Raw genomic sequence first — 26,479 nt, 5'->3', positions numbered from 1 at the left:
TTCCCATCCGACAAAAAGAACCCCGCCACACCTTTCGGTTCGACGGGGTCTTTCCATCAGGCCCGCCGCGGCAAAGCCGCGTCGTCGGACGGGAGTGCTGCGCTTCCCGCCGGCCGGGCTTGTCCGTGTCGCGCGCAGCTATGCTGCGCGCGTCCGGTCTGCGCCTAGAACCGTGCCGACAGTCCCACCTTGAACGTCCGCCCCAGCGCGTTGCCGATGAACGGCTCGTAGTTGTAATCCTCGCGCGCGAACGGCGGGTCGCGATCGAAGACGTTGTTGACGGTGCCCGTCAGCGTGACGTCATACGGCAACTGGACCTGGATGTTGAAGTCCGCCGTCACGAACTTCGAGATGTCCGCCCCGGTCAGCACGGAGATCCCGCCCAGGTCGTTGTTGACCGCGAACGGCCCGCTGCGCGTGTCGAAGCGCTGATCGTGCAGCCCGCCGGTATAGTTGCCCTGGAACCGGATATCGACCGGACCGAAGCCGAGGTCGACGAACGCCTGCCCCTTCCACTCGGGCACCGGATACAGTGCCGACTGATAGTTGAGCAGCCCGACCCCGTCGAACGGCTGCTGCACCACCGTGCCCGCGACCGAAACCGCACCGATCCGGTTCTGCAGCACATAGGTGGCGCTGGCGCCGACCCCGAGCCGCGCGTCGCTGCCGGCCAGGTGGTTGTCGCGATAGTTGGCGACGAAGTCGATGCCCTCGTTGATCTGCTCCGGCCCGTTTTGCAGGAAGGTCGTGACGCGCGAGATGTTGGCGATGTTCGCCGCTACCGTGGTCATCGAGCCGCACGCACCGTTGGCGAACGTGAACCGCGCCGCCAGCGCGGTGCCGCAGGCATTGCCGCCGGCAGAAGGGAACAACGTCGCGACCATCGCCGCGAGCGGATCGGACAGGATCGCCTCGCGCAGCTTGTAGCGGTAATAGTCGACACTCGCCGAGAAGCCACCGCCGCTGAGCAGGATGCCGCCCGAATAGTTGGTCGACTTCTCGGGCTGGAGCGCCGCATTGCCGAACACGTCGACCGGCTTGAACGCAGAGCCGATCAGCTGCAGCGCCGTCACGCGGTTGTTGTCGATGTTCGCCAGCGTCGGCCCCCGGAAAGTGGTGCCGATGCCACCCCGGAACGCCAGCCAGGGCAGTGCCTGGAACCGGGCGCGCAGCTGCGGATTGAACGTCGAGCCGGTCAGCCCGCCGTAATCCTCGTAGCGCGCGCCGAGCTGGACGTTGAGCGAGTCGAACACCGGCAGCTGCAGCTCGCCGAAAAAGGCGTAGATGCCGCCGTTCAGCACGCTGTTCCGACCCGTGCCCAGAAAGGCGAGCGCACCGTTTGGCGCCGATCCGCCCGAGCAGGCGGCGGGGTTGGTGTTGCCCGTCACCGGAGAGTCGCGGCAAGGATTGGTCGTGATGTTGCTGTTCGCGCCGTAGGTCGTCGTCAGCCAGGTGTAGCGGTACTGCCCGCCCAATCCGAACGAGATGTCGCCGCCCGGCAAGGTGAGACCGGTCTTGCCGCTGACCGACGCATCGGCGACGAACAATTCGGTATCGACGTCGGTGTTCGACCGGACGAAGATCCAGCTCGCCAGCTCCGCCGAATTGGCGAGCGCCGCCGAGCCTTGTGGATTGGTGTTGCCCGTCGCCGGGTTGACGGTCGCCTGATTGCCGAACGGATTGAGATAAAGGCAACCGTTGGCCCCCGGCATCGAGCCGGTGCAGTTCGGCCCGCCGAACCCGAGCAGCGCACGCTGAACGCGGTCGCCGAACGAATCGTAGCCCGTCGTCTGCCGGAAATAGTCGTGATAGGTCACGGACATCGAATAGTTGATGTCGCTGGTGATCCCGCCACGCAGCTCGGCGGTGACGCGGAACGTCTCGCTCTTGCGGCCGCCGCGCGACGAGCCCGGCTCTTCCTCGTCGCCGTTGAACAGCGGATTGCCGCCGGCCAGGAACGGCCGGAACAACAGCGTCGGGAACAGCGCGTTGGCGGTAGCGGCGCCGCCGGGGAACTGCGTCGGATTGGCCGCACGATAGGCGATCAGGCCGGGGTTGCTCGACGGCACGAAGAAGCCGCTGCCACCGAAGGCGGCGAACGGCGTCGCGGGCGTGCCCGCCGGCGTGAGGAAGGACGCCGGCGAGGGCGACTGCGTCAGGATGTAGGACGGTGACGTCAGATAGTGCGGAACGGTCGTCCGTCCGTACAGCATCGTCACCTCGAACTGCGTGTTCGGCGCGACGGTCGCCTCGAAATCGAGGAACCCCTGCCCACGCTTCTCCAGGTCGACCAGCGCATCGTACGGCGAATACTGCGTGAAGCATTGACCGTTCGGGCGCGCGGCGTAGCGTGCGCCCACGAAACCGCCCAGCGCCGTACAGCTGGTGTCGGGCGTGACACCGCCGAGCAGCGCCCCGGTCGCCGCCACCGGCAGGAAGTTCGCCGGATTGCCGCCACCGGTCCAGCCGCCCTGCGGGTTCACCGCATAGGGCTGCACCGCGAAATCGCGATCGCGCACCAGCAGCTGGCCGCGCTTCTGGAAGCCGGCTGCGACCAGCAGGCGAAAATTGTCACCACGATGGCCGTACGACAGCGACACGTCCTGATCGCCGTCGGTGTCTCTCACAAATCGATAGTTACCAGCGACGCGGAAGCCCTCCTGGTCGGTGCGGGTGATGAAGTTGATGACACCCGCGACCGCGTCCGAGCCATAGGTCGCGGCCGCACCGTCCTTCAACACCTCGATCCGCCCGATCGCCGCCTGCGGGAGCAGGTTGAGATCGATGACGGGGACGCCGTTGCCCGACGTGGTCAGCCGCTTGTTGTTGAGCAGGACCAGCGTGCGCTGCGGGCTGAGGCCGCGCAAATTGGCGCTGGCGATGCCCTCCGCTCCCTGCGAGCGGCTGTCGAACTGGTTCGAGTCACCCAGCACCGCGCTCGACGTCGGCAAATTCTTGAGCAGCTCGACCGGGCTCGGCGACCCCTGCCGCGTCAGCTCGGCCGCGCCGATCACGTCGACGGGCAGGGCGGCGTCCTCCGGCGTGCCCTGGATCAGCGAGCCGGTCACGACGACCTCCCGCACCGGCGCATCCTCGGTCGCGGTCTGGTCGACCGGCTGCACCCCGGCGGCCTGCGTCGGCACGTCCTGCGCGCCGGCGTTGCCGCCCACCTGCGCCGCGGCGGACGACGCCGCCGCGATCGCCAATACCGAAAAGGCGCACGCCGCCAGGTAACGCTGCTTGGCCATCCTACTCTCCTCCCGGTCGGCGCTGTGGGCGCACCGTACCGTCGGCACTAATAGAACGCCCAAAGGACTGCCGGCGTCAAGCCTTTCAACCATTGCTCAGGCAACGGTCTCGATAAAAACCGGCCGTGTTGCCCGGATGCAACGGGCCGCGTCGGACCAAACCGGATTTTCTAAACGGCACTCGCTAGAAACCGCAAAGGTCAGCGGCCAGCGACCGCCGCCCGCGCCGGAGCTTTGATCGGGCGGGGTTGGCCCGTCGCGGAAGGATCAGTATCCGTTCAACCGCGCGAACCGCTCGCGATGATGCGCGGCATTGCCCCACATCGCTTCCAGCACCGCCGAGCGCTTGAGGTAGAAGCCCGCGTCATGCTCGTCGGTCATGCCGATGCCGCCGTGCAGCTGCACCATCTCGCGACTGACCAGCTTCAGCGTGTCGGACGCGATCGCCTTGGCCAGGCTCACCGCCTGGTCGAGGTCGGTCCGCCCCGCGTCGATCGCCTCCAGCGCCGCTTCCACCGTCGAGCGCATCAGCTCCAGCTCGGTGAACATCTTCGCCATCCGGTGCTGCAGCGCCTGAAAGGTCGACAGCTGTTGCCCGAACTGGACGCGCGTCTTCAGATAGTCGTTGGTCTGGTGGAACGCTGCCTCGGCCATGCCCAGCATTTCCGCCGCGACCACGGCGGTCGCGCGGTCGACGATCGCCGCCGTCAGCTCGGGTCCGCCCAGCTTCACCGCCGCCGCGCCGTCGAACGCGACATCGGCATGGCTACGCATGTCGGCCATCTTGCGCGTCGTGCGCGTCACGCCCTCGTCGCCGGCGACCAGATACAGGCCATCCTCGGCCGCGACGACGAACACGCTCGCGCCGTCGCCTTCCGCGACGAACCGCTTGGTGCCGGTCAGCTTGCCGCCCTCGACCCGCGTCGCGATCTTGCCCAGGTCGTGGACCGGACCCTCGTCGATCGCCAGCGTCGCGACGACCTCACCGGCGGCGATCCGGGGCAGCCACTCGCCCTTGACGCCCTCGTCCGTGCCCATCGCGATCGCGGTCGCGGCGGGGCCGGTCGACGCGAGCGGCGACGCGGTCAGGTTGCGCCCCAGCTGCTCCATCACCAGCCCGAGCGACAGATAGCCGAACGCCGAACCGCCATGTTCTTCCGGCACGACGATCCCGGACCAGCCCATCTGCCCGATCGCGCCCCATGCCTCGCTATCGAACCCTTCCACCGGGCCGGCGGCGCGCATCTTGCGAAACGCGGTCACGGGCGACTCGTTGTCGGCCCACTCTCGCGCCATGTCGCGCAACATCACCTGTTCGTCGTTGAGAACCGCCATCTCGTATCTTCCTTTTGCGAAGGCGGGCGGGAGGTCCGGCTCAGCCGTCCTCCCGCACCTTGCCCCCTCTCCAACCTCATGGTCGTGCCGGGCTCATGCCGGAACGACGAACGACGAACTACTGGTGGTCCAGCATTCCCAGGATGCGCTTGGCGATGACGTTGTTCTGGATCTCGGTCGAACCGCCGTAGATCGACACGGCCTTGCCCCACAGCCAGGTGCGGGTCTGCGCCAGCTCGGCGGACGAAAAGCCCTCGCCGTCCCAGCCCAGCCCCTGCATCCCCATGATCTCGATGCCCAGCTCCGCCTTGTCCTGCGTGATCCGCGCACCGACGTTCTTCATGATCGAGGTCGCCGCCGACGGCCCCTGGTTCGACTTCGCTTCCAGCGCCGCGCGCCGCAGCGTCAGCGCGAAGGCGCGGGTGTCCATGTCGTGCTTGACGATCCGCATCCGCAGGTCGCCGTCGTCAACGCGGCCCTTGTCGTCGGTGCCGCGGTATTTCTTGGCGAGGTCGGCGACGGTCGGCCCCGCCATCATCCGCCCCATTGAGCCGCCGCCACCCGACAGCGAGTTGCGCTCGTGCTGCAACAGCCGCGTGCCGATCGCCCAGCCCTGCCCCTCGTTGCCGACCAGATTCTCCTTGGGCACCTTCACGTTGGTGAAGAACGTCTCGCAGAACGGCGACTGGCCGGAGATCAGCTTGATCGGCCGCACCTCGACGCCCTCGGCATGCATGTCCTCGATCAGCAGGAAGCTGATGCCGGCATGTTTCTGGGTCTTGTCGGTACGGACCAGGCAGAAGCACTTGTCCGCCCACTGACCGCCCGACGTCCAGGTCTTCTGGCCGTTGACGATATAATGGTCGCCCGCATCCTCGGCGAAGGTCTGGATGTTGGCGAGATCGGAGCCTGCGTTCGGCTCCGAATAGCCTTGGCACCAGCGGACGTTCGCCATCGCGATGTCGGGAATGTACTTCTTCTTCTGCTCTTCGGTGCCGAACTCCAGCAGCGTCGGGCCGAACATCATCACGCCCATCCCGCCGATCGGGTTGTAGGCGCCGGCGCGACCAAGCTCTTCCTGCAACACGCGCGTCTGCGCGCGGTCGAGGCCGCCGCCGCCATATTCCTTCGGCCAGGTCGGCACGCCCCAGCCCTTCTTGCCCATCGCGACGCGCCACGCTTCCTCGTCGACGGACGGCGTGCCGTCGCCTTCGATGGTCGCCATGGCGTTGTCCTTGCCCTTCAGCGCCGCAGGAAAATTGTCCGCGATCCAGTTGCGCGCTTCGGTGCGGAAGCCGTCGGTCGGATCAGCGGCGGGTCGGTCGAGTTCGGGGGCCGTGGCCATCAGCGTCATCCTCGAATCTGAAGATCGGGTATGGTCACGCTTTCGCACGGATCGCGCGCGGACGCAAAGGGAGACTAGGGGGGTGCCGCGGCCTGGGCGTCGTGATCGATGATGCCGCCCCGCCTTGCCCGCAGGGGCACGGCCGCGTGAGGGGGTGACGACAACACTCTGTCGTACAGACGCCATGCCGTGCGATAGCCTTCGCCATGTCGACCGCAAACCCGCCTCGCCGAAACCCCGAAAGAGCTGTCGGGCGACCGTCCAAAGGTCGGGTTTCGGGGCGACGTGCCGTGATGTTCGTGAATCTCCGCCGGATGCCGGCATGAGTCGCACCACCCACCGCGCGATTCCGATCGTCGTCGCCGCCGCCGTGATCGACGTGATCGGGTTCGGCATCATCGCGCCCGTCCTGCCGCAGCTCATCACCGATCTCGGCCATCTCGACCTGCCCGCCGCGACGCGGGTCGGCGGCTGGATGCTCGCCACCTTCGCGCTGGCGCAGTTCGTGGCGGGGCCGATCATCGGCAATCTGGGCGACCGGTTCGGCCGCCGCCCGGTGCTGATCGCGTGCATGGTCGCGTTCGCGGTCGACTATGCGTTGCAGGCGGTGGCGCCGACGCTGGCCTGGCTGTTCGTCGGCCGCGCGATCGCCGGGCTGACCGGCGCGGTCTATGGCCCGGCGGGCGCGGTGATCGCCGACGTCTCGCCGCCGGAAAAGCGCGCCGCCAACTACGGCCTGCTCGGCGCCGCGTTCGGGATCGGGTTCGTGATCGGCCCGGCACTGGGCGGACTGGTCGCGACGCTCGGCCCACGCACGCCCTTCGTCGTCGCCGGCGCACTGGCGGCGGTCAACGCGGTGGCGATGTATTTCCTGCTCCCGGAAACGCTGGCGCCGGAGAACCGCCGCGCGTTTTCTTGGCGCGAGGCGAACGTCGTCGCGGCCTTTCGCCCGCTGTTCGCCGCGGGGGCGATCGGAGCGCACGCCGCGCCGCTGCTGATCGCCTGGTTCCTGTGGCAGCTCGGTTCCGTCGTCTATCCGGCGACCTGGAGCTTCTGGGCCACGATCCGCTTCGGCTGGGGACCGAAGGAGATCGGCTGGAGCCTCGCCTGGGTCGGACTGTTGATGGGCGTCGTCCAGGGCGCGCTGACCGGCCGGGTCGTCGGCCGGCTCGGCGAGCGGCGTGCCGCCGTCGTCGGCCTCGCGTGCGGCGCGGCGTGCATGATCGCCTATGCCTTCACGACCCGGCCGTGGCAGGTCTATGCCTTCTTCCTGGTCGGCGCGCTGGGCGCGTTCGCGTGGCCCGCGCTGAACGGTCTCGTCTCGCGCATGACCGCCGCCAACCGTCAGGGCGCGTTGCAGGGCGGGATCGGCAGCCTCAACAGCGTCGCCGCGGTGATCGGCCCGCTGCTCGCGACGCAAAGCCTGGCACTCGGCGCGCGCCATGGCTTTGACGGTGCCGCGTTCCTGCTCGCCGGCGCGCTGATCGGCACGGCGGCGGCCATCATCGCGCTGCTGGTACGGCCTATTCCCGTCCAGGACGACGGCTGAGCCCCACGTCCAGATGGGTGCCGGCGTCGAGCAGCAGGCACTCGCCGGTAATGACGCGGCTGGCCGGGTCGAGCAGCATCACGATCGGCCCGGCGATGTCGTCCGGCCCCGCCGCCATCGCCATCGGGGTGGCGGCCGCGATCCTGGCATTGAGCCGCGCGAACCCCTCCTCGCCCAGCCGCTTCTCGAACCAGCCGGTGCCGACATAGCCCGGCGCCACCGCGTTGATCCGGATCGCGGGCGCCAGCACCCGCGCCAGGCTGGTGGTCAGCGTGATGAGCGCCCCCTTCGACGCCGCATAGGCGACCGACGACCCCATCCCGAACACGCCCGCCACCGACGCGACGTTGACCACCGCGCCCATGCCGCTTTCCCGCAGCGACGGCGCGGCGGCACGGATCATCTGAAACGCCGCCACCGTGTTGAGCCGATAGATGTCGACGAAGTCCTCCGCGTCCAGCGCGTCCAGATCCTCGTGGTTGGCGAACTTGGTCCGCCCGGCATTGTTGACCAGGAAGTCGACCCGTCCGAACGCCTCGGTCGCCGCCCCGACCAGTCGGCGGCAGGCGGCATCGTCGACGATGTCGGCCTGCGCCGCGATCGAGCCGTTGCCGACCTCCGCCGCCAGCGCCTCGGCGTCGTCGCGGCTCGACGCATAGTTGATGACCGACCGCACCCCGCGCGCGGCGAGCTGCCGCACCACCGACGCGCCGATCCCCGTCCCGCCGCCGGTGACGATCGCGACCGCGTCCTTCACGCCTGCGCACTCGGCCGGGCGGAGGCACGCTCGTGCCACGCACGCAGCGACTCCAGTTCCTCGGGTATCGGCACCCCGATGAACGTCGCGAAATCGAGCGTCGTCAGCAGCACGATGTCCGCAATCGTGTACCGTTCGCCGTCCAGCCACTCGCGGCCGTCCAGCGCACGGTCGAACTCCTTCATCGCCGCCAGCGTGCGCGGCCGCTGGCTCTCGCCGAACTCGGTATATTGCGGCTTCACGACCCGTGCGGTGTACGGATGCGTGTGCGCCCACACCATCGACAGCGGCGACATCAGCCGCAGCTCGACGCGCCGGGTCCACATATCGACCTGCGCGATGGCGAGCGCGCCATGGCCGAACAACGGCGGCTCCGGATGCAGCGCTTCTAGGTAGCGACAGATCGCGATGCTCTCCGTCAGGACCGCGCCGTTGTCGAGCGCCAGCGTCGGCGTCTGGCCGTGCGGGTTGATCGCCAGATAGTCCGCACCCTTGTGCTCGCCCGCGGTGATCGAGACCGTCGTGCTCGGCACCCGCACGTTCTTCTCGGCCAGAAAGATGCGGACCCGGCGCGGATTGGGCGCGGGATTGGGGCTATCGTAGAACAGCAAGGCATCTCTCCGGACCGTGTTTTCGAAGATCGCGTATGGCATTCGACCGCGCGCTCGCCTAGCCATGCCGCGATGACCCCAGAACTCCCTTGCGCCACCGACATATTGGAGCAGGACTTCGGCCTGCTCCCCGACCTGATCGCCGCGCATGCCCGCGAACGCGGCGGCAAGATCGCCGTCGCCGATGGCGACACCACGATCACCTATGCGGGCCTCGTCGAGAAGATGGATCGCGTCGCCGCCGCGCTTCAGCGTGACGGCACGGTGCAGGGTCAGGCGGTGGCGATCGTCGCCCATCCCAGCGTCCCCTACGCGGTCGCCTTCCTCGGCACGCTCCGCGCCGGCAGCGTCGCCGCCCCGATCGCGCCGTCGGCGACGCCGGGCCAGATCGCGGCGATGATCGCCGACAGCGGCGCGACGATCGCGTTCGTCGACGCGGCCAACGAGGCGGCGCTGGCCGGCCAGGACATCGCCGCGACGCTCGTTCGGCTCGACCGCGACTTCGCCGCCTGGATGGCCCCGGCGGGCAGCGAGCCCGCACCTGTCGTCATCGCACCCCAAGACGGCTTCAACATCATCTATTCGTCGGGCACCACCGGCACGCCCAAGGGCATCGTCCAGAGCCACGCGATGCGCTGGGCACACATCCACCGCAACGGCCCGGCCGGGTTCGCCGACGCCGTGACGCTGCTCGCGACGCCGCTCTATTCGAACACGACGCTGGTCAGCTTCCTGCCGACCGTCGGGCTGGGCGGCACGGCGGTGCTGATGAGCAAGTTCGACGCGCACCGCTATCTCGAGCTGGCGGAACGCTATCGCGCGACGCACACCATGCTGGTGCCGGTCCAGTATCAGCGCATCATGGCGCTGCCCGATTTCGACCGTTTCGACCTGTCGAGCTTTCGCCTCAAGACCTGCACCAGCGCACCGTTCGCCGCCGCGTTGAAGGCGGACGTGGTCGCGCGCTGGCCCGGCGCGCTGGTCGAATATTACGGCATGACGGAGGGCGGCGCGTCGTGCGGCCTCGCCGCGCACGAGTTTCCCGACAAGCTCCACACCGTCGGCAAGCCGCTGCCCGGCCACGAGATGAAGCTGATCGACGAGGACGGCCGCGAGGTCGCGCCCGGCGAGATGGGCGAGGTGGTCGGCCGTTCGCCGACGATGATGAACGGCTATCACGGCCGCGATCAGGCGACGCGCGACGCCGAATGGCACGACCCCGACGGCCGCCGCTTCATCCGTCACGGCGACGTCGGGCGCTTCGACGAGGACGGCTTTCTGATCCTGATGGACCGCAAGAAGGACATGATTATCTCGGGCGGCTACAACATCTATCCGTCGGACCTGGAAGCGGTGCTGCTCCGGCATCCCGGCGTCGCGGATGCCGCGGTGATCGGCGCGCCGAGCGAGGCGTGGGGCGAGACGCCGGTCGGCTTCTACGTCCCGCTTGACGAGGTCAGCACGGAAGCGGTGCTCGTCTGGCTCAACGCGCAGGTCGGCAAGACGCAGCGACTGTCGGCGCTCCACGCGATCGACGAACTGCCCCGCAGCGCGATCGGCAAGGTACTCAAGCGCGAACTGCGCGATCGTCTGGGGGAGGTCGCGGCATGACCTCGCTGCCCGACGCGCTGGCGGCGCTGGAACCGATTGACGGCGGTTGGCGCGGAACGATCCCCGACGGGTGGCTGCAAGGCCGGACCGCCTATGGCGGCTTCTCCGCCGCGCTGGCGCTTTACGCCGCGCAGCATTCCGACGACGACCTGCCGCCGCTGCGGTCGGCGCAGGTCGCGTTCATCGGCCCGCTCGCCGGCCCCGTGACGATCCGCGCGCAACGCCTGCGTCGGGGCCGTAACGCAGCGTTCGTCCAGGCGGACGTCGAGAGTGACGCGGGGCTGGGGCTGCGCGCGACCTTCGTCTTCATGGGACCGGTCGAGTCGAAGGTGGAGCTGCGCCAGGGGCAGCCGCCGGCCTTCGCCAAGCCGGACGGCACGACCCCCACGTTCAACGGCAAGGCGCCGTATTTCACCCAGAATTTCGAGTTCCTCGATCGCCGTGACGCCGCCGTCGGGCCGGCCGAGTGGCTGCGTTGGGTTCGGTTGAACGACCGCGCCGGGCTCGACCCGATGGTGGAGCTGATCGCGGTCGCCGACTGCCTGCCTCCCGCCGCGCTCAAGCTGGTCGGCGGCCCCGCCCCGGTCAGCTCGATGACCTGGATCCTCAACCTGCTCGGGCCGCAGCCCCGAACCGAGGACGGCTGGTGGCTGCTCCGCGCCAACGCCGATTACGCCAGTGCCGGCAGCTCCAGCCAGCTGATGGGAATCTGGAATAGCGACGGCGAGCCGATGGCCGAACAGATGCAGAGCGTGGCGATCTTTGCCTGACGGTCGGCGACAAGTTGCGACACTTGGACGGCCGGGCGACATACCGGGGCGACATGCCGGGGCGACAAGAGACCCCTGCCGCTTCCCCTGTGCCCGTTCGGAGACCACGCCATGAAATCCCTCGTCCTCGGCTTTGCCCTGCTCGCCGGCGCGCCCGCTGTCGCGCAGGACACTCCCCCACCTCCCCCCGGCGGCGGCGGCATGATGCGCGCCGACGCCAACGGCGATGGCGTCGTTACCAAGGACGAGGCGTTGGCGCAGGCCGCGCAGCGGTTCGATCGGATGGACACGAACCATGACGGCAAGCTGACGCGCGACGAACTGGACCGCGTCGGCCAGCGGATGCGGGGCATGCGTGGCGGCGGCGACCTTCCCCCGCCGCCGCAGCCGCAGTGACGATGCTTCAGGTGGGGTGATCGCCCGATGACGGACTTGCCCCACCTGTTGCTGGTCGACGACGAGCGCTCGATCCGCGAACCGCTCGCGCAGTATCTGACCAAGCAGGGTTTTCGCGTCACGCAGGCCGGCGACGCGGCGGCGGCGCGGACGCGGCTGGCGGCCTATGCGATCGACCTCGTCATCCTCGACGTGATGATGCCGGGCGAGGACGGGCTCAGTCTCTGCCGCCATATCCGCGCGACCGGCGAGCTGCCGGTGATCCTGCTCACCGCGCGTGCGGAGGAGACCGACCGGATCGTCGGGCTGGAAATGGGCGCGGACGATTACGTCGTCAAACCGTTTTCTCCGCGCGAGCTGGCGACGCGGGTCAAGGTGATCCTGCGCCGCACGTCCGCCGGCGGCACTCGCCAGCATGCGCCCGAAACAGGCAGTTACGCCTTCGCGGGCTGGGTACTCAAATCGGGCGAGCGCGCGCTGGTCGACCGGGACGGCGTGTCGGTGCCGCTGTCGACCGGCGAGTACAACCTGCTGCTCGCCCTCGTCACGCGCCCGCGCCAGGTACTGACCCGTGACCAGCTGCTCGACCTGACGCAGGGGCGGGAGGCGGCGGCGTTCGACCGCGCGATCGACAACCAGGTCAGCCGCCTGCGTCGCAAGATCGAAACCGACCCGAAGACGCCCGACATCATCAAGACGGTGTGGGGCGGCGGCTATACGCTGGCGACGGAGGTCACGAGACTGTGAGGCTGTGGCCGCGCAGCCTGACCGGTCAGATGGCGCTGCTGATCGCGCTGGCGCTGTTCGTGGCGCAGGCGATCAACTTCGGGCTGGCCTATCGGGAACGGGTGAACTTCCGGCTGGCGGCGGCGACCCGGCCCGTCGCGGTCCGCATCAGCGACGCGCTGGAACGCGAGACGCGGGGCGAGCGCGCGATCCTGCCCGACCGCGGTCGCATCCGTCGCCTGCCGACCGATCCCATTCTCCCGCTTATTCGGCGAAGGCCGGAGGTCGCCCGCGAACTGCGCCAACAGCTGACCGAGCTCGGCGTGCGGGTTGGGCGGATCGATACCGGATTGCAGGGCCGCTCCGACGAGGACGCGCCGGCGCGTGGCGAGGTGTTCGCGCCCGGCAATCGCCGCCCGAGCACGCTGACGATCGCGATCGAACAGCCGGGGCGCGGCTGGCTGGTGGTGCGGTCTGGCTGGCCGGAGCCGGGACCGCGATTGCTCGTCGCCTTGATGGTGCAGACGCTCATCCTCTACGCGATCACGTTGTTGCCGGTGCTGTGGATCACGCGACGGATCGCGCGGCCGCTCCGCACCCTGACCGCGGCGGCGGGCAGCTTCGATCCCCACGCGGCGAACCCGACGGTGACCGAAGAGGGGCCGGCGGACCTGCGCCAGCTGATCGCCGCGTTCAACGCGCTGCGGCTGCGCGTGGTCGCGATGCTGGACGAGAAGAACCGGATGCTGGGCGCGATCGGGCATGACCTCCGCACCCCGCTGGCGGCGCTGCGGGTGCGGATCGAGTCGGTCGAGGACGAGACCGACCGCGCACGCATGGCCGACACGGTGATCGAGATGGACCGGACCCTCGACGACATCCTGTCGCTCGCCCGCGTCGGCCGCCCCAGCGAGCCGCCGACCGAGGTCGACCTGACCGCGCTGGTCGACGCCGTCACCGACGATTTCCATGCCATCGGTGCGGACGTGACCCTGGTCGACAATGGGCGGGTGCTGTTCCGGCTGCGCCCCAACCCGATGCGGCGCGCGGTGCGCAACCTTATCGAGAACGCGATCAAATACGGACAGCGCGCGGGGGTACGGATCGAGAATGGACCGCGTGAGGTCGTGATCGTGGTCACGGACGACGGTCCCGGCATTCCCGCCGACCGCCTCGACAGCGTCTTCGACCCGTTCGTCAGGCTGGAGGCATCGCGCAACCGGGACAGCGGCGGCATCGGCCTCGGCCTCGCCCTCGCCCGCTCGATCGTCCGCGAGGCAGGCGGCGACATCCGCCTGGTCAACCGCCCGGAGGGTGGGCTGGAGGCTCGGATCGTGCTGCGGCGTTAGCCTTCGCGGGCGACGCGGGCAGCTTCGATCAACCGGCGGCCGGTCTCCTCCGCGGCGTCGGGGCTCATCGTGACGGCGACGCCGTCCGGGCCATCGAGCACCACCAGGCCGTTCTCGGCGCTGGCGTGACCCGGCAGGTGCTGCGGCGGTACGGACTCTGGCTCACTCATCGACGACTAACCCCTGCTATGCAGCGCTGACCCAGGCGGTCTGCTGTCCGTACAGATAGATCGGATCGAACTCGGCAAGGGCGATCAGGCTTTTGTGATCCAGGATACGGACCTCGCCGGCGCGGAAGGTGGCGAGCCCGCGCTCACGCATCAGGCGGAGCACGCGGTTGACGTGGACGCCGGTGATCCCACACGCCTCCGCCACGTCGGCCTGCGTCGCGGGCAAGGCAAAGCGGCCGTCGTCGGCCAGCTCGACCATCCGCAACCGCTCGTAGAGTTCGCAGAACAGATGCGCGACCCGCCCCTCCGCGCCGAGTCGGCCGAGGCGGAAGATCCACTCGCGGTGGATCGCCGCGTCGAGCAGGGTCGAAAACCACAGCCAGCGCGTCAGGCGGGGGTAGCGCTCCAGGATGTCGACGAGCGTGCGGTGTTCGTAGACGGCCAGGGCGCACTGGCCGAGCGTGACGATGTCGTGGTCGAGCCGCTTCAGCGGAAATCCGTGCAGGTCGACGAAATCGCCCGGTACATGCATCGACACCAGCTGGCGGTGGCCGTCGCGGTCGTCGAGGTAGCGGCAGATGAACCCGTCGAGCAGCAGCAGGCTTTGATTGACCAGCTCGCCCCGACGGCTGAGGCAGGTCCGCGCGGGCACCGTCCGGACCGTCGTCATAGAGTCCTCGACCACGCGACGCTCCTCCTCGCTCAGCGCGTCACGCGCACGGCCGAGTAGAAAACGTCTGGTCAGCATCGGCCCCATTCCCCTCTTTCGATGACGGATTAGCGAACCTTGCGATCAACCGTCTTAACATTAGTCAACTCGCCGCGATTAGGCGGGACGGCGATTGATCAGAGCGGTCCGCAGGCACTCGCAGACGCGCTGGTCGCGTTGATTGTGGAGGCGGTGGCGAAAGGTAACCAGGCCGGCGGTGGGCCGCGACTTGCTCTCGCGTAGCTCGACGACCTCGGTGTCCGCGCGCAGCGTGTCGCCGATGAAGACGGGGCTGGGCATCACCAGCTTGTCGTACCCGAGGTTGGCGACCAGCGTCCCCAGCGTCGTCTCCCCCACCGACAGCCCGATCATCAGCGCGAACGTAAAGGTCCCGTTGACGACGATCTGCCCGAACTCGCTCGCCCGCGCCGCCTCCGCATCGATGTGGAGCGGCTGTGGATTGTGGGTCATGGTCGAGAAGAGGAGATTGTCGGTCTCTGTCACCGTGCGGCGGATCGGATGTTCGATCCGATCGCCGATCGTCCAGTCTTCCCAGTGGCGTCCGCTCATCGTCCGTCGTCCGGTTGCAGCTTGAAGCCGGTGTGCGATGCGGTCCATCCGAGGCGTGCGTAGAAGCGGTGCGCGGCGGTGCGGCTGTTGGTCGAGGTCAGCTGCACCATGCGGCAGCCGCGATCGCGGCAGCGCTCGACCGCCCAGGCGATCAGCGCCTCACCCAGACCCGCATTGCGGCGATGGGATGCGACGCGGACGGACTCGATCTGGCCGCGCCAGGCGCCGCGGAAGGAAAGGCCAGGGATGTAGGTGAGCTGGAGCGTACCGACCACCTCGCCCGCGTCCTCGGCGACCACGAGCAGTTGATTGGGATCGCGCGCGATCGCCGCGAAGGCATGGACGTAGCGCGGGTCGAGCGGCTCGGCGGTCAGCTCGCGATCCACCGGGATCGCGTCCTCGGCCAGCAGGCGAACGATAGCGATCAGGTCGTCCTCGGTGGCGGCGCGGAACAGCGTCACCAGCTCGGGTCCCGCAGCCATGGTGCGAAACGCGGCCAGACCTCGCCGACCCGTTCGGGGAAGACGGCGTCGCGCTTCTCGATGAACGCCTGCACGCCTTCGCGCGCATCGGCGCCGCTGCCGCGTGCCCAGACGAGGCGACTGTCGAGCCGGTGTGCGTCCATCGGGTGCGCGGCGCCCAGCATGCGCCACATCATCTGGCGGGTGAGCGCGATCGAGACGGGGGCGGCGTGCGCGGTGAGATGGCGGGCGAACGCACGGGCGGCGGGGAGCAGCTCGGCCTGCGGATGGACCGAACGGATCAGTCCGGCTGCGCGCGCCTCCTCGGCGGCGACGAGGCGGCCGGAATAGCACCAGTCGAGCGCGGTCGGGATACCGACCAGGCGCGGCAGGAACCAACTCGACGCCGCCTCCGGCACGATCCCGCGCCGCGCGAACACGAAGCCGAACCGCGCGGTGTCGGCAGCGAGACGGAAGTCCATCGGCAGCGTCATCGTCGCGCCGATGCCGACCGCCGCGCCGTTGATCGCGCCGATCACGGGCTTGCGGCAGGCGAAGATGCGCAAGGTGAGCAGCCCGCCGCCGTCGCGGATGCCGGGGTGCTCCCAATCGACCTCGCCGTCCGGGCCGACCGGGCTGTCGGGGGTCCAGCCCTCGCCTTGTGCATAGTCGAAAGTCTCGGCACCGCCGGACAGGTCGGCGCCGGCGCAGAAGGCGCGCTCGCCCGCACCTGTGACGATCACCGCGCGAACGTCGTCGTCTTCGTCGGCGCGATCGAAAGCGGCGATCATCGCCGCCATCATCTCGCGGGTGAAGGCGTTGAGCGCGGCGGGGCGATCGAGGGTAATCGTCAGGATGCCGTCGGTGAGGTCGAGGCGGATGGGGTCGGTCACGCGACCATTCCCTGAACGTGTTTCGGAATCATGCGGGACGCGGCCAACAGGCGTCACGCCGGGGGTGACCGTCTCGCGTGGATGCTGAAACCAGTTCAGCATGGCGGAGTGGTCGAAATGCCCTCACTCGCCGCGCTCCACCCGGACGAGCAGCTTGCCCTCGGTCACCTGCCCGCCCGCCTCGGCGCTCAGCTCCGCGACGGTGCCGTCGAAGGGGGCGACGAGGCTGTGTTCCATCTTCATCGCTTCGAGCGTGACGAGCTTCTGCCCCTTGGTCACCACCTCACCCGCCGCGACCTCCACCGCGATAATGCGGCCGGGCATGGGGGAAAGGATCGCACCGTCGGCGGCGGCGGTGACCGTCCCGGAGGCGCGCGGGAGCGCGACTTCGAATGCCGCCCCTTTCTCAAAAACAAGTATCCGGCCGGCATCATCGCCGAGCATCGCCGGCCGATCCCACCCTATGTCGAGTATCTGCCGGCGCGAGAGGGTGCGCGGTACCGTCGTTGGTGTACCGTCGATGGTGAGAAGGGTCTGTCGATTCTGATCCGCATTCAGGCGAAAGCCGCGTAGGGCGTCGAGCATCCGGAAAGCAGGTGTGCCGTGCACTTCCGTGACGATCGGAGGCGACATCGCCAGAGCGTCGGCAGCGATCTGCGCCGCCTCATTGCTCAGCAGGGGACGTTCGGTCAGCACATCGAGGTGATCCCCGATGAAGCTCGTCGTGACCTCTCCAAGTCGGAACGACTTCTCGCCGAGCAGGCGGTCAAGGAACCAGGCGTTCGTTCGCACCGGCGCGCATTCGACCGCCTGGCACCCCTGCCGCAAGGCGTCGATCGCCGCGGTTCGGGTTGGACCCCGGATCACCAACTTGGCAATCATCGGATCATAGAAGGGCGATACCGTGTCACCCTCTTCGACACCCGTTTCGATGCGACCGACAGTATCGCCAAATTCCAGCCGTTCCAGTGGACCGACACTCGGCAGGAACCCCTTCGCCGGGTCCTCCGCATACAGCCGCGCCTCAATCGCCCAGCCGTCGATGCTAAGCTCTTCCTGCCGCTTGGGCAGCTTCTCGCCACTTGCCACCCGCAGCTGCCACTCGACCAGATCGACGCCGGTGATCTCCTCCGTCACCGGATGCTCGACCTGTAACCGCGTGTTCATCTCCATGAACCAGATGCGGTCGGCGCGGAGGCCCTCGCTGGCGTCGGCGATGAACTCGATCGTGCCGGCGCCCTCATAATCGACCGCCTGCGCGGCCCGGACGGCGGCGCCGCAGACGGCCTCGCGCGTCGCCTCGTCCATGCCGGGCGCGGGCGCTTCCTCGATCACCTTCTGGTGGCGGCGCTGGAGCGAGCAGTCGCGCTCGAACAGATGGACGACGTTGCCGTGGCTGTCGCCGAACACCTGCACCTCGATATGGCGCGGCGAGAGAATGTATTTTTCGAGCAGCACGCGGTCGTCGCCGAAGCTGGACGCCGCCTCGCGCCGGCACGACTGGAGCATGTCGGCGAATTCGGCGGCGTTCTCGACGCGGCGCATGCCCTTGCCGCCGCCGCCCGCCACCGCCTTGATGAGCACCGGATAGCCGATCGCGTCGGCCTCCGCCTGCAACCGGTCGGGTGACTGATCGTCGCCGAGATAACCGGGCGTGGTCGGCACACCGGCGGCGATCATCAGCTTCTTGGCCGCGTCCTTCAGCCCCATGGCGCGGATGCTGGCGGGCTTCGGCCCGACCCAGATCAGGCCGGCGTCGATGACGGCCTGCGCGAAGTCGGCATTTTCGCTCAGGAAGCCGTAGCCGGGGTGGATCGCCTGCGCGCCCGTCGACCGCGCGGCGGCGATGATGCGGTCCCCGACCAGATAGCTTTCGCGCGCCGGCGAGGGGCCGATATGCACCGCCTCGTCGGCCTGACGGACGTGGAGCGCCCGCGCGTCGGCTTCCGAATAGACCGCGACGGTGCGGATGCCGAGCGCCTTGGCGGTGCGGATGACGCGGCAGGCGATCTCGCCGCGATTGGCGATCAGGAGCGAGTCGATCACGGCCGTGCGCCTGGAAACTTCACGATCCTCTCACTCCCGGCGATCGCCGGCCGGGCGTGGCGGCGGGTGACGAGGAGGTCGATCATCGGCATCGTTGCGAGGTTGGCTGGCCCGGCCCCGTGTAGGTCGGCGTTCTTCACGGCGTGCAGCCCGTGGTCCGCTGCGACCAGGTGACGTTGAGGATCTTCCACTGACCCGCCTCTCGGACCAGATCGAAGTGGTCGAAGCCGCAATGGTCGGCGACGCCGTTCTTCTTCACCACATAGGGCGCCCAGACCATCGCGATGTCGCCGTCGACCTCGACCGCCGGGTCGCTGATCGCCTCGCTCCAGCGGTCGGCGCCGCCCTCCAGCCCGGCGACGAACTCGGCCCAGCCGATGCGGCGGACCATGCGCCTCCCGTCGGGCCGCTCCATCGCGGCGGTGGCGCCGCCGTCTGGCCGGGTGACGGCGAGAATGGTCGCGCGGTCGCCGGTCTCCAGCGCGCCGAGCAGGCGCTGGACGGTGGCGAGCACGGCCTGCGGGTCGGCCGCGCTTTCGGCGACCGCAGGCGGAAGACCGGTGCCGCGAGGCATCTGCTGGGTGGGGGTGATCTGGGCGAGGGCGAGGAGCAGGGGGAGGATCATGTCAGCACGCGGTCCCGAAGCGGCCACGCAACGTCGCGCTGCGCGCACCGTCGGCGATCGTGAGTGTTGCCGCAGCGTCCGAGCTATCGGCTTCGGCGTGACCGCTAGCGGGTCCGGTCCGGCGCAGCATCAACCGACGCCCACCACAAACCATCTGCTTGCCGCGATAGCCGAAGTCGTCGACCTGCAGGGCGGTAAGCTCACAGACGCTCAGTCCCGCGCGCGCCAGAGCGGTCCGCACCATCAGCGTCGAGTTGCGGAGGAAGGCATAGCCGGTGTTCCCCTGGGTGAACCACGACTCGCACCCCATGCCCTCAATGCGCGCCGCATCAGCGTCTGTCACGGGCAGCAGCAGGCGAGGCGCCGGGCTGCGCGCCGGCTGAGCCGCCGCCATCGTGGTCAGGCCGGCCGCGCCGATCAGCGCCGCCCGGATCGTCACCCCTGCTCGCATCGTCGTCCCTTCCTCACATCCGGAACACGCCGAACTGCGCCCGTTCCGGCACCGGCGCGTTCAGCGTCGCGGCGAGTGCCAGGCCCAGTACGTCGCGCGTCTGCGCCGGGTCGACGACGCCGTCGTCCCACAGCCGTGCGGTCGCGTAGTACGGGTTGCCCTCGTCCTCGTATTTCTGGCGGACGGGTGCCTTGAAGGCCTCTGCCTCTTCGGGCGTCCAGCCGTCCGCGTCGCGGTGGACGGTGGCGAGGACGCTCGCGGCCTGCTCGCCGCCCATAACGCTGATGCGGCTGTTGGGCCAGGTGAACAAAAAGCGCGGCGAATAGGCGCGGCCGCACATGCCGTAATTGCCCGCGCCGAAGCTGCCGCCGATCAGGACGGTGATCTTGGGGACGCTGGCGGTGGCGACAGCGGTGACGAGTTTGGCGCCATGTTTGGCGATGCCTTCGGCTTCGTAGCGGCCACCGACCATGAAGCCGGAGATGTTCTGGAGGAACAGAAGCGGGACGCGACGCTGGCAGGCGAGCTCGATGAAGTGCGCGCCCTTCTGTGCGGATTCGGAGAACAGCACGCCGTTGTTGGCGAGGATCGCGACCGGGATGCCCCAGATGTGCGCGAAGCCGCAGACCAGCGAGCTGCCATACAGCGCCTTGAACTCGTGGAATTCCGACCCGTCGACCAGCCGCGCGATCACCTCGTGCACGTCATACGGCGCGCGGACGTCGCTCGGCACGATGCCGTATAGCTCGTCGCCCGCGAACTTCGGCGGCCGCGGCGCGCGCAGGTTGAGGTCGGGCGTGACCGGCGGCTGCAGGGTCGAGACGATGTCGCGGACGATGGTCAGCGCGTGCTCGTCGTTCTCGGCGACGTGATCGACGACGCCCGACTGGCGCCCGTGCGTGTCGGCGCCGCCCAGCTCTTCGGCGGAGATGACCTCGCCGGTCGCCGCCTTGACCAGCGGCGGGCCGGCGAGGAAGATCGTCCCCTGCCCGCGCACGATCACCGTTTCGTCCGACATGGCAGGGACGTAGGCGCCGCCGGCGGTGCAGCTGCCCATCACGCAGGCGATCTGCGGGATACCCTTGGCGCTCATGGTCGCCTGGTTGAAGAAGATGCGGCCGAAATGGTCGCGATCGGGAAAGACCTCGGCCTGGTGCGGCAGGTTGGCGCCGCCTGAGTCCACCAGGTAGATGCAGGGCAGCCGGTTGGCCTCGGCGATCTCCTGTGCGCGCAGGTGCTTCTTGACGGTGAGCGGGTAGTAGGTGCCGCCCTTCACCGTCGCGTCGTTGCACACGATCATGCACTGTCGACCCGAGACCCGGCCGATGCCCGCGATCAGGCCGGCGCCGGGCACCTCGCCATCGTAGAGGCCGTCCGCGGCGAGCTGGCCGATCTCCAGCAGCGGCGAGCCGGGATCGAGCAGCCGCTCGACGCGGTCGCGCGGCAGGAGCTTGCCACGGCTGGTGTGGCGATCACGGGACTTCTCCGAGCCGCCGAGCGCCGCGGTGGCGACGTTGGCGCGGAGTTGCTCGACCAGCGCGCGGTTGTGGGCGGCGTTGGCGCGGAAGCCGTCGCTGTCGGTCGCGATCTTCGTATCGAGGACGGGGGCGCTCATTGATCCTCCCCGCTTGCGGGGAGGGGGACCAGCCGGAGGCTGGTGGAGGGGGCCAACCGCAGGCGAGGCGCTCGCGGCGAACCCCCTCCACTACCGCGCTGCGCGCGGCGGTCCCCCTCCCCATGAACGGGGAGGATCGGGAGCATCACTGCGCCACCACGCCGACCGCACCGATCAGTTCGCGGCCGATCAGCATCCGTCGGATCTCGTTCGTGCCCGCGCCGATGTCGAGCAGCTTGGCGTCGCGGAGGTAGCGTTCGACCGGCCAGTCCTTGGTGTAGCCCGCCCCGCCGAGCGCCTGCACCGCCTCGCCCGCGACCTTGAACGCGCTCTCGCTCGCCAGCAGGATCGCGCCCGCCGCATCGAAGCGCGTGGTGCGGCCGGCGTCGCAACTCCGGGCCACCGCGTAGACATAGGCGCGGGCGCTGTTCAGCGCGACGTACATGTCCGCGACCTTGGCCTGCATCAGCTGAAACGAGCCGATCGGCACCCCGAACTGTGTGCGCTCGCGGACATAGGGGATCACCGTGTCGAGGCACGCCTGCATGATGCCGAGCTGGATGCCGCTCAGCACCGTACGCTCGTAATCGAGGCCGCTCATCAGCACGCCGACGCCGCCGTTCTGCGGCCCCATCACCTGCTCGTCCGAGACTTCGCAGTTGGTGAAGACCAGCTCGGCGGTGGGCGAGCCGCGCATACCCATCTTGTCGATCTTCTGCCCGACCGCGAAACCGGGCATGTCCTTTTCGATCAGGAAGGTGGTGATACCGCGCGACCCCTCCCCCGTCTTCGCATAGACGACCAGCGTGTCCGCATAGGCGGCGTTGGTGATCCAGAACTTGGTGCCGTTGAGCACCCAGCCGCCGTCGACGCGATCCGCCTTGAGCTTCATCGACACGACGTCGCTGCCGGCGCCAGCCTCAGACATCGCTAGGCTGCCGACATGTTCGCCGGAGATCAGCTTGGGAAGGTACTTCGCCTTTTGCTCGGGGTTGGCCCAGCGCGCGATCTGGTTGACGCACAGGTTGGAGTGCGCGCCGTAGCTGAGCCCGATCGACGCCGAGGCGCGGCCGACTTCTTCGCAGGCGACGACATGTTCGAGGTAGCCTAGGCCGAGACCGCCGTCGGCCTCCGACACAGTGATGCCATGCAGGCCGAGCTCGCCCATCGCGGACCACAGCTCGTCGCGCGGAAACCAGTCGTCCGCGTCGATCCGCGCCGCCAGCGGCGCGATCTTGTCGGCGGCGAAGCGGCGGGTGGTGTCGCGGATCGTGTCCGCCATTTCCCCCAGCGCAAAGTCGAAATCGGGTCCCATGTCCTCTCCGGGTTGTCTCACCCGCTATAGCGCGCGCCGGCGGGTTTCCAACCGGGATCACAAGTTTCTGATCGGGAAGTGGGTTGGGGAGTTCGGAAGCGGCGCCGCGGCAAAGCCTGCGTCCGCGCAAGTGCTGTCGGCGCAGGACGCCGCGATAGAGCGGCGCGACACGCTGGCGCGCCAACTCGCCGAAGCAAGGTCGCGCCTGGAGCGGCTCGACAAAGAAACCTCCGCAGTATCGGCATCCAACGAAGCCTTTGCCCGCTCGCTGTCCGAGCTGATGACTCATGTCGACGGTGACATTTGTCCTGTTTGCGATCGCGACTTTTCCGAGGTTTCCCACGCCCCGTTGTCCTCCCATGTCGCAGCAAAAGTCGCGACCATGATCGAGCAGGCCGGACACCTGCAGGCATTACTCCAATCCCGCACCAACACTCAAAGCGAAGTGTCTCAGGTGGACCGGGAAATGCAGGCTGCCGCCAGTGGGCTCATCTCCGAGACCGAATTTTATGCGCTGAAAACACGTGCCGCCGATCTAACTGATGTGAGCGCCCAACTCATTGACGCCAGTGCCGAGCTGGCAGCCGGCGACCGGGCGCGCGCGGACGCGACGCGTGCGGCGCGAGCAATCGTATCTTTCGACAGCGCCGATCAAACTGTGGTGGTGCTGCGCAAGGCGATTGAGGAGTTGTCGCGCAATACAGGCGTTCCGTTCGAGGCGTCGACGACCACCGAGAAACTTCTCGAAGACCTGAGTGCCGCGATCATCGAACGCGAACGCCTATTGACCGAGCGGCAGGCGGCTCGGCGCAGCGCCATTGGGGCCGCGCAGTTTCTACAGATCGGGCGATCTGACCTAGCCTTGCTTCAGGACACAGCGCGTGATCTCAAATCCTCGCTAGCTGCCCGAAAACAACAAAAGGCAGATGCCGACGCGGTGATCGGGGTCGGCAAGGAGCTCGCCAACCAAACCCTCGAGGTGCGCGACAGCGTCGTTCGGCGCGTCTTCAACGATGAGCTCAACGCCGTCTGGCGCGATCTGTTTGTCCGGCTCGCGCCCGAAGAACCGTTCATTCCGGCCTTCGCAATGCCTGAAAGCGCAAAGAAGGTCGAAGCCGTCCTCGAGACACAGCACCGACGTGGCGGGAAGGGTGGCAATCCGCGCGCGGGACGCGGCGACGGCGCACGAGTCTCGGGCGGATTGAGCTCGCCACATCAGCCCTATCAAGGATGCGACACATTCCGTCAGCTTCTCGAAGGAGCGCGATGTAAGCTGCCAGACCGCTGCCGGCCCAAAAGATGGCGTTAGCTGGCGTCCCGAAAAGGATCGAGAAAACGGGGAAGGCGATGCGTTGGCCACGATTGCTGTCATCGCGCGATTCCGCGTTCAGGTGCCGTTACGAACACCCGGCAAGCGATTGAGGCGACATCTTCGCCGGAGCGGTTTCCCTGGCGAGCGCCATTGCGACAAGGCCGAGCAGGGCGGCAACGAACATGTACCACGCGGGTGCCAACGGATTGCCGGTGACGCCAGTCAGCCAAGCGATGACGAACTGCGTGGATCCGCCGAAAACCGACAACGCCAGCGCATAGATCACTGACAGCGCGCCCGACCGGACGCGCATCGGCAGCGATTCTACGACTGCGATGAATGCTGCGGTGGCCGCCACGGCCAGAACGAAGCGCAGGATAAACGTTACCGCATAGAGCATCAGCGCCGTCGGATAGCTCGTCAACAGCCAGAAGCCCGGCATGACCCCAATTGTGGTGGCCATCATCGGCCACACCATCCATGGTCGGCGTCCGTCACGATCGGACATGACACCACCTAGCAGCGAGCCGGTCAGGGTGGCGAGCCCCACGGCGACCGTTGCACCTAGCGAGACGCCCGAAGGCAGGCCAAGCGTCACCTTGGCGAACGTCGTCATGTAATTGAGAACATAGTTCGTGATCGAGAACGAGACGATAGTCAGAAACGCAAAGACGGCGACGCGCCCATAGCTTCTGACGGGGGGCATCGGGGTCGCCGCTATTCCGGCATGGAGCGTTTCCGGCAACGTCCGCCGAAGCGCCAGCCCGACCGGAACAGTCGCCGCGCCGATCGCCATGGCGATACGCCAGCCCCAACTTCCTAGTGCAGCCTCGCTCATTACGATGGCAAGGCAGACCCCGATTATCCCAGCCAGCAGGGCGGAAGCTCCTTGCCCGGCATATTGCAGCGAGATGTAGCGCCCACGCCACGCCTCGGGGGCAATTTCGGCAAGGAAGGCGGTGCTCGTTCCGACTTCGCCGCCCAGAGCGAAACCCTGCACCATCCGGCACAGCACGACGATGACCGGTGCCACCAGTCCGATAGCGGCATAGGATGGCGTGACCGCGACGCCCAGCGTCGACAGACCGATCATCGCGAACGACAGGAGCATCATCGGTCGCCGTCCGATGCGATCGCCCAGCCCGCCGATCACTAGCGCGCCCACCGGCCGCGTCAGGAACCCCGCGCCGAAGGTGGCGAGCGCCAGCAACAGACTGGAATTGGGATCGGTTGCCGGGTAAAAGCATTGCCCGATCTGCACCGCGAAAAAGCCGAAGACCAGAAAGTCGTAGAATTCGAGCGCATTACCGAGCGTGACCCCCAGTATCTGCCTGCGTGTGACCGCGATACGGGCGGTTGGCTCAATCGACATCGCAATGTGCTCCGGAGGATGTTTTGGCAAGGATCGCGGTCAGCGCCATGTCGGCGGCGACATTGCCAATCGTCGTGAAGCGATCGACGATCGGATTGACAGCGATCAGGATAGCCAACCCCTCGACCGGAAGGCCGAGCGCGAGCAGCATCGGCGTGATCGCGATCATGCCGCCGCCGGGAATGCCGGGGATCGTCGCGTTGAACAGCGCGGAATAGCCGGCCGCGAGCGCCAACTGCGCCGGCCCGAACGGAACGCCATACAGCGTCGCGACAAAGACGACGTTGATGACCCACGCATAGCCCGAGGTCGGCTTGAACGTGGACACCGCCAGCGGCAGGACGAACCCGTAAACACGCTCCGGCAACCGCCAGACATCCCGTGCGCCCTCGATCATCGCCGGCAGCGCGGACAGCGACGAACTCGTGCCCGCCGCTATCAGCACGGGCGGTGTCGCGCCGCGTATCGCGGCGCCGACCGGCACCCTGCCGAGTAGCACGGTGAGCGCCAGCATCGCGAGCATTACGGCCACCGCGAACCCGACCTGCACGCCGATGAACCAGCCCATCGCGGCGAACACGGCGCCGCCCACGCGCGCGCCGACGACCAGCGTCAGCGCGAACATGCCGATCGGGGCAATCTGCAATACCGCCTGCACGATGATCAGCATGATCGTGCTAAGGCTATGCGCGAAGGTGACGACGCGCTGGCGAACCTCGATTGGCGCGGCGAGCGCCGCAAAACCGAATGCGCCTGCGAACACGATGATCGACAGCATCGTGCCGTCGGCCGCCGCCTTTACCGGATTAGTCGGGACCAAGGCCTTGAACCATCCCCCGATGCTGCTGTCGCCGGTTGGCAGGACGGTTTGAGCGACCGATGCGCGCAACGCCGCCGTCAGCGCCGCGTCGATATGCAGGCCGGCTACCAGCAAGGGGGCGGCGAGCGCGGCGGCGATAGCGAGGGCCGCGACCAGTAAAACAAACGCGCCGATCGTGGCGATGCCAAGCCTTCCGGCATCTCGCCCACTACGTGCCCCGGCGATCGCGCCGATCAGCAGGGGCACAATCAGCGGGATCACCGTCATGCGGATGGCATTGACCCAAATGGTTCCAATGACATCTGCGGCGTCGACCAGCGCCGCCACCGGCGCGGACGGCGGTATCGACCCGAGCGATGCGCCGATCGTCAGGCCAAGCACGAGGCTGCCGATCACCAGCCACGGCAGGTATTGGGCGTATCG

Annotated in this window: 24 protein-coding genes; 7 read left to right on the top strand and 17 right to left on the bottom strand. The window is 68.1% G+C overall.

What is annotated here, in order from left to right; all coding sequences use genetic code 11:
- Positions 1-164 precede the first annotated feature (164 nt).
- The 3 genes from ACOFKS_RS00980 to ACOFKS_RS00970 all read right to left on the bottom strand — a co-directional run bounded on the left by ACOFKS_RS00980 (position 165) and on the right by ACOFKS_RS00970 (position 5,928).
- Positions 165-3,248, bottom strand: a complete 3,084-nt coding sequence (locus tag ACOFKS_RS00980) for a TonB-dependent receptor domain-containing protein (RefSeq protein WP_419807377.1) — start codon at positions 3,246-3,248, stop codon at positions 165-167.
- 267 nt (positions 3,249-3,515) lie between these two features.
- Positions 3,516-4,583: an acyl-CoA dehydrogenase family protein gene (locus ACOFKS_RS00975; RefSeq protein WP_419807376.1), complete on the bottom strand. Its 1,068-nt coding sequence runs from the start codon at positions 4,581-4,583 to the stop codon at positions 3,516-3,518.
- A 118-nt stretch (positions 4,584-4,701) separates the two neighbouring features.
- Positions 4,702-5,928, bottom strand: coding sequence for an acyl-CoA dehydrogenase family protein (locus ACOFKS_RS00970; protein ID WP_419807375.1), 1,227 nt, complete (start codon positions 5,926-5,928; stop codon positions 4,702-4,704).
- A gap of 322 nt (positions 5,929-6,250) precedes the next feature.
- On the opposite strand from ACOFKS_RS00970, the gene ACOFKS_RS00965 reads away from it, so the two are divergent.
- On the top strand, positions 6,251-7,477 hold the full coding sequence (locus ACOFKS_RS00965) for a TCR/Tet family MFS transporter (RefSeq protein WP_419807374.1): 1,227 nt from the start codon (positions 6,251-6,253) through the stop codon (positions 7,475-7,477).
- On the opposite strand, the gene ACOFKS_RS00960 is transcribed toward ACOFKS_RS00965, so the two are convergent.
- Complete coding sequence (locus ACOFKS_RS00960; protein ID WP_419807373.1) at positions 7,452-8,234, bottom strand: SDR family NAD(P)-dependent oxidoreductase; 783 nt, start codon at positions 8,232-8,234, stop codon at positions 7,452-7,454. The genes ACOFKS_RS00965 and ACOFKS_RS00960 overlap by 26 nt on opposite strands.
- On the bottom strand, positions 8,231-8,845 hold the full coding sequence (locus ACOFKS_RS00955) for a glutathione S-transferase family protein (RefSeq protein WP_419807372.1): 615 nt from the start codon (positions 8,843-8,845) through the stop codon (positions 8,231-8,233). Before ACOFKS_RS00955 ends, ACOFKS_RS00960 begins: the two co-directional genes overlap by 4 nt.
- A 72-nt stretch (positions 8,846-8,917) precedes the next feature.
- Here ACOFKS_RS00955 and ACOFKS_RS00950 point away from each other — a divergent pair, with 72 nt between their 5' ends.
- From ACOFKS_RS00950 to ACOFKS_RS00930, 5 genes are all read left to right on the top strand, one after another.
- Complete coding sequence (locus ACOFKS_RS00950) at positions 8,918-10,456, top strand: class I adenylate-forming enzyme family protein (protein WP_419807371.1); 1,539 nt, start codon at positions 8,918-8,920, stop codon at positions 10,454-10,456.
- Complete coding sequence (locus ACOFKS_RS00945; protein WP_419807370.1) at positions 10,453-11,226, top strand: acyl-CoA thioesterase; 774 nt, start codon at positions 10,453-10,455, stop codon at positions 11,224-11,226. The genes ACOFKS_RS00950 and ACOFKS_RS00945 overlap by 4 nt, the downstream gene beginning before the upstream one ends.
- Positions 11,227-11,337: 111 nt before the next feature.
- On the top strand, positions 11,338-11,622 hold the full coding sequence (locus ACOFKS_RS00940) for a hypothetical protein (protein ID WP_419807369.1): 285 nt from the start codon (positions 11,338-11,340) through the stop codon (positions 11,620-11,622).
- A gap of 27 nt (positions 11,623-11,649) precedes the next feature.
- Complete coding sequence (locus ACOFKS_RS00935; RefSeq protein ID WP_419807368.1) at positions 11,650-12,369, top strand: response regulator; 720 nt, start codon at positions 11,650-11,652, stop codon at positions 12,367-12,369.
- A 29-nt stretch (positions 12,370-12,398) separates the two neighbouring features.
- Positions 12,399-13,697 carry a sensor histidine kinase gene (locus ACOFKS_RS00930; RefSeq protein WP_419807531.1) on the top strand — a complete coding sequence of 433 codons (1,299 nt, stop codon included), beginning with the start codon at positions 12,399-12,401 and terminating at the stop codon, positions 13,695-13,697.
- Here the strand turns inward: ACOFKS_RS00930 and ACOFKS_RS00925 are convergent.
- From ACOFKS_RS00925 to ACOFKS_RS00880, 10 genes are all read right to left on the bottom strand, one after another.
- Entirely contained in the window at positions 13,694-13,867 is a 174-nt protein-coding gene (locus ACOFKS_RS00925) for a hypothetical protein (RefSeq protein ID WP_419807367.1), read from the bottom strand. The genes ACOFKS_RS00930 and ACOFKS_RS00925 overlap by 4 nt on opposite strands.
- Positions 13,868-13,883: 16 nt before the next feature.
- On the bottom strand, positions 13,884-14,615 hold the full coding sequence (locus ACOFKS_RS00920; RefSeq protein WP_419807366.1) for a Crp/Fnr family transcriptional regulator: 732 nt from the start codon (positions 14,613-14,615) through the stop codon (positions 13,884-13,886).
- 78 nt (positions 14,616-14,693) lie between these two features.
- Positions 14,694-15,146 (bottom strand): MaoC family dehydratase, encoded by a 453-nt coding sequence (locus tag ACOFKS_RS00915; protein ID WP_419807365.1) that lies wholly within the window; start codon positions 15,144-15,146, stop codon positions 14,694-14,696.
- A complete protein-coding gene (locus ACOFKS_RS00910) occupies positions 15,143-15,628 on the bottom strand; it encodes an N-acetyltransferase family protein (protein ID WP_419807364.1) in 486 nt (161 codons plus the stop codon). Before ACOFKS_RS00910 ends, ACOFKS_RS00915 begins: the two co-directional genes overlap by 4 nt.
- On the bottom strand, positions 15,604-16,500 hold the full coding sequence (locus tag ACOFKS_RS00905; RefSeq protein WP_419807363.1) for a crotonase/enoyl-CoA hydratase family protein: 897 nt from the start codon (positions 16,498-16,500) through the stop codon (positions 15,604-15,606). Before ACOFKS_RS00905 ends, ACOFKS_RS00910 begins: the two co-directional genes overlap by 25 nt.
- 123 nt (positions 16,501-16,623) lie before the next feature.
- Positions 16,624-18,546: an acetyl/propionyl/methylcrotonyl-CoA carboxylase subunit alpha gene (locus ACOFKS_RS00900; RefSeq protein ID WP_419807362.1), complete on the bottom strand. Its 1,923-nt coding sequence runs from the start codon at positions 18,544-18,546 to the stop codon at positions 16,624-16,626.
- A gap of 136 nt (positions 18,547-18,682) precedes the next feature.
- A complete protein-coding gene (locus ACOFKS_RS00895) occupies positions 18,683-19,171 on the bottom strand; it encodes a nuclear transport factor 2 family protein (protein WP_419807361.1) in 489 nt (162 codons plus the stop codon).
- Position 19,172: 1 nt separating this feature from the next.
- Positions 19,173-19,610 carry a hypothetical protein gene (locus ACOFKS_RS00890; protein ID WP_419807360.1) on the bottom strand — a complete coding sequence of 146 codons (438 nt, stop codon included), beginning with the start codon at positions 19,608-19,610 and terminating at the stop codon, positions 19,173-19,175.
- A gap of 25 nt (positions 19,611-19,635) precedes the next feature.
- Positions 19,636-21,237, bottom strand: a complete 1,602-nt coding sequence (locus tag ACOFKS_RS00885) for a carboxyl transferase domain-containing protein (RefSeq protein ID WP_419807359.1) — start codon at positions 21,235-21,237, stop codon at positions 19,636-19,638.
- 145 nt (positions 21,238-21,382) lie between these two features.
- Positions 21,383-22,552 (bottom strand): acyl-CoA dehydrogenase family protein, encoded by a 1,170-nt coding sequence (locus ACOFKS_RS00880; RefSeq protein WP_419807358.1) that lies wholly within the window; start codon positions 22,550-22,552, stop codon positions 21,383-21,385.
- On the opposite strand from ACOFKS_RS00880, the gene ACOFKS_RS00875 reads away from it, so the two are divergent.
- Positions 22,551-23,861 (top strand): hypothetical protein, encoded by a 1,311-nt coding sequence (locus ACOFKS_RS00875; RefSeq protein ID WP_419807357.1) that lies wholly within the window; start codon positions 22,551-22,553, stop codon positions 23,859-23,861. The two genes, ACOFKS_RS00880 and ACOFKS_RS00875, sit on opposite strands and share 2 nt — an antisense overlap.
- 88 nt (positions 23,862-23,949) lie before the next feature.
- On the opposite strand, the gene ACOFKS_RS00870 is transcribed toward ACOFKS_RS00875, so the two are convergent.
- Both ACOFKS_RS00870 and ACOFKS_RS00865 read right to left on the bottom strand, forming a co-directional pair.
- Positions 23,950-25,236 carry an MFS transporter gene (locus tag ACOFKS_RS00870; protein ID WP_419807356.1) on the bottom strand — a complete coding sequence of 429 codons (1,287 nt, stop codon included), beginning with the start codon at positions 25,234-25,236 and terminating at the stop codon, positions 23,950-23,952.
- The gene (locus tag ACOFKS_RS00865; RefSeq protein ID WP_419807355.1) at positions 25,226-26,452 is read right to left on the bottom strand and encodes a dicarboxylate/amino acid:cation symporter; all 1,227 of its coding nucleotides are present in this window, start codon (positions 26,450-26,452) and stop codon (positions 25,226-25,228) included. The genes ACOFKS_RS00870 and ACOFKS_RS00865 overlap by 11 nt, the downstream gene beginning before the upstream one ends.
- Between the last annotated feature and the right edge of the window lie 27 nt (positions 26,453-26,479).

It is taken from the genome of Sphingomonas sp., from assembly GCF_965200135.1.
Classification (GTDB): Bacteria; Pseudomonadota; Alphaproteobacteria; order Sphingomonadales; family Sphingomonadaceae; genus Sphingomonas.
Note: the sequence above shows the minus strand (reverse complement) of the source record. Positions and strands in the feature narration are given on the sequence as shown.

Excerpts from the sequence above, each read along its gene's own strand:
- ACOFKS_RS00980 (WP_419807377.1), bottom strand. The coding sequence starts at position 3,248 with ATGGCCAAGCAGCGTTACCTGGCGGCGTGCGCCTTTTCGGTATTGGCG.
- ACOFKS_RS00975 (WP_419807376.1), bottom strand. The coding sequence starts at position 4,583 with ATGGCGGTTCTCAACGACGAACAGGTGATGTTGCGCGACATGGCGCGA.
- ACOFKS_RS00970 (WP_419807375.1), bottom strand. The coding sequence starts at position 5,928 with ATGGCCACGGCCCCCGAACTCGACCGACCCGCCGCTGATCCGACCGAC.
- ACOFKS_RS00965 (WP_419807374.1), top strand. The coding sequence starts at position 6,251 with ATGAGTCGCACCACCCACCGCGCGATTCCGATCGTCGTCGCCGCCGCC.
- ACOFKS_RS00950 (WP_419807371.1), top strand. The coding sequence starts at position 8,918 with ATGACCCCAGAACTCCCTTGCGCCACCGACATATTGGAGCAGGACTTC.
- ACOFKS_RS00945 (WP_419807370.1), top strand. The coding sequence starts at position 10,453 with ATGACCTCGCTGCCCGACGCGCTGGCGGCGCTGGAACCGATTGACGGC.
- ACOFKS_RS00940 (WP_419807369.1), top strand. The coding sequence starts at position 11,338 with ATGAAATCCCTCGTCCTCGGCTTTGCCCTGCTCGCCGGCGCGCCCGCT.
- ACOFKS_RS00935 (WP_419807368.1), top strand. The coding sequence starts at position 11,650 with ATGACGGACTTGCCCCACCTGTTGCTGGTCGACGACGAGCGCTCGATC.
- ACOFKS_RS00930 (WP_419807531.1), top strand. The coding sequence starts at position 12,399 with ATGGCGCTGCTGATCGCGCTGGCGCTGTTCGTGGCGCAGGCGATCAAC.
- ACOFKS_RS00925 (WP_419807367.1), bottom strand. The coding sequence starts at position 13,867 with ATGAGTGAGCCAGAGTCCGTACCGCCGCAGCACCTGCCGGGTCACGCC.
- ACOFKS_RS00920 (WP_419807366.1), bottom strand. The coding sequence starts at position 14,615 with ATGCTGACCAGACGTTTTCTACTCGGCCGTGCGCGTGACGCGCTGAGC.
- ACOFKS_RS00915 (WP_419807365.1), bottom strand. The coding sequence starts at position 15,146 with ATGAGCGGACGCCACTGGGAAGACTGGACGATCGGCGATCGGATCGAA.
- ACOFKS_RS00910 (WP_419807364.1), bottom strand. The coding sequence starts at position 15,628 with ATGGCTGCGGGACCCGAGCTGGTGACGCTGTTCCGCGCCGCCACCGAG.
- ACOFKS_RS00895 (WP_419807361.1), bottom strand. The coding sequence starts at position 19,171 with ATGATCCTCCCCCTGCTCCTCGCCCTCGCCCAGATCACCCCCACCCAG.
- ACOFKS_RS00885 (WP_419807359.1), bottom strand. The coding sequence starts at position 21,237 with ATGAGCGCCCCCGTCCTCGATACGAAGATCGCGACCGACAGCGACGGC.
- ACOFKS_RS00875 (WP_419807357.1), top strand. The coding sequence starts at position 22,551 with ATGTCCTCTCCGGGTTGTCTCACCCGCTATAGCGCGCGCCGGCGGGTT.
- ACOFKS_RS00880 (WP_419807358.1), bottom strand. The coding sequence starts at position 22,552 with ATGGGACCCGATTTCGACTTTGCGCTGGGGGAAATGGCGGACACGATC.
- ACOFKS_RS00870 (WP_419807356.1), bottom strand. The coding sequence starts at position 25,236 with ATGTCGATTGAGCCAACCGCCCGTATCGCGGTCACACGCAGGCAGATA.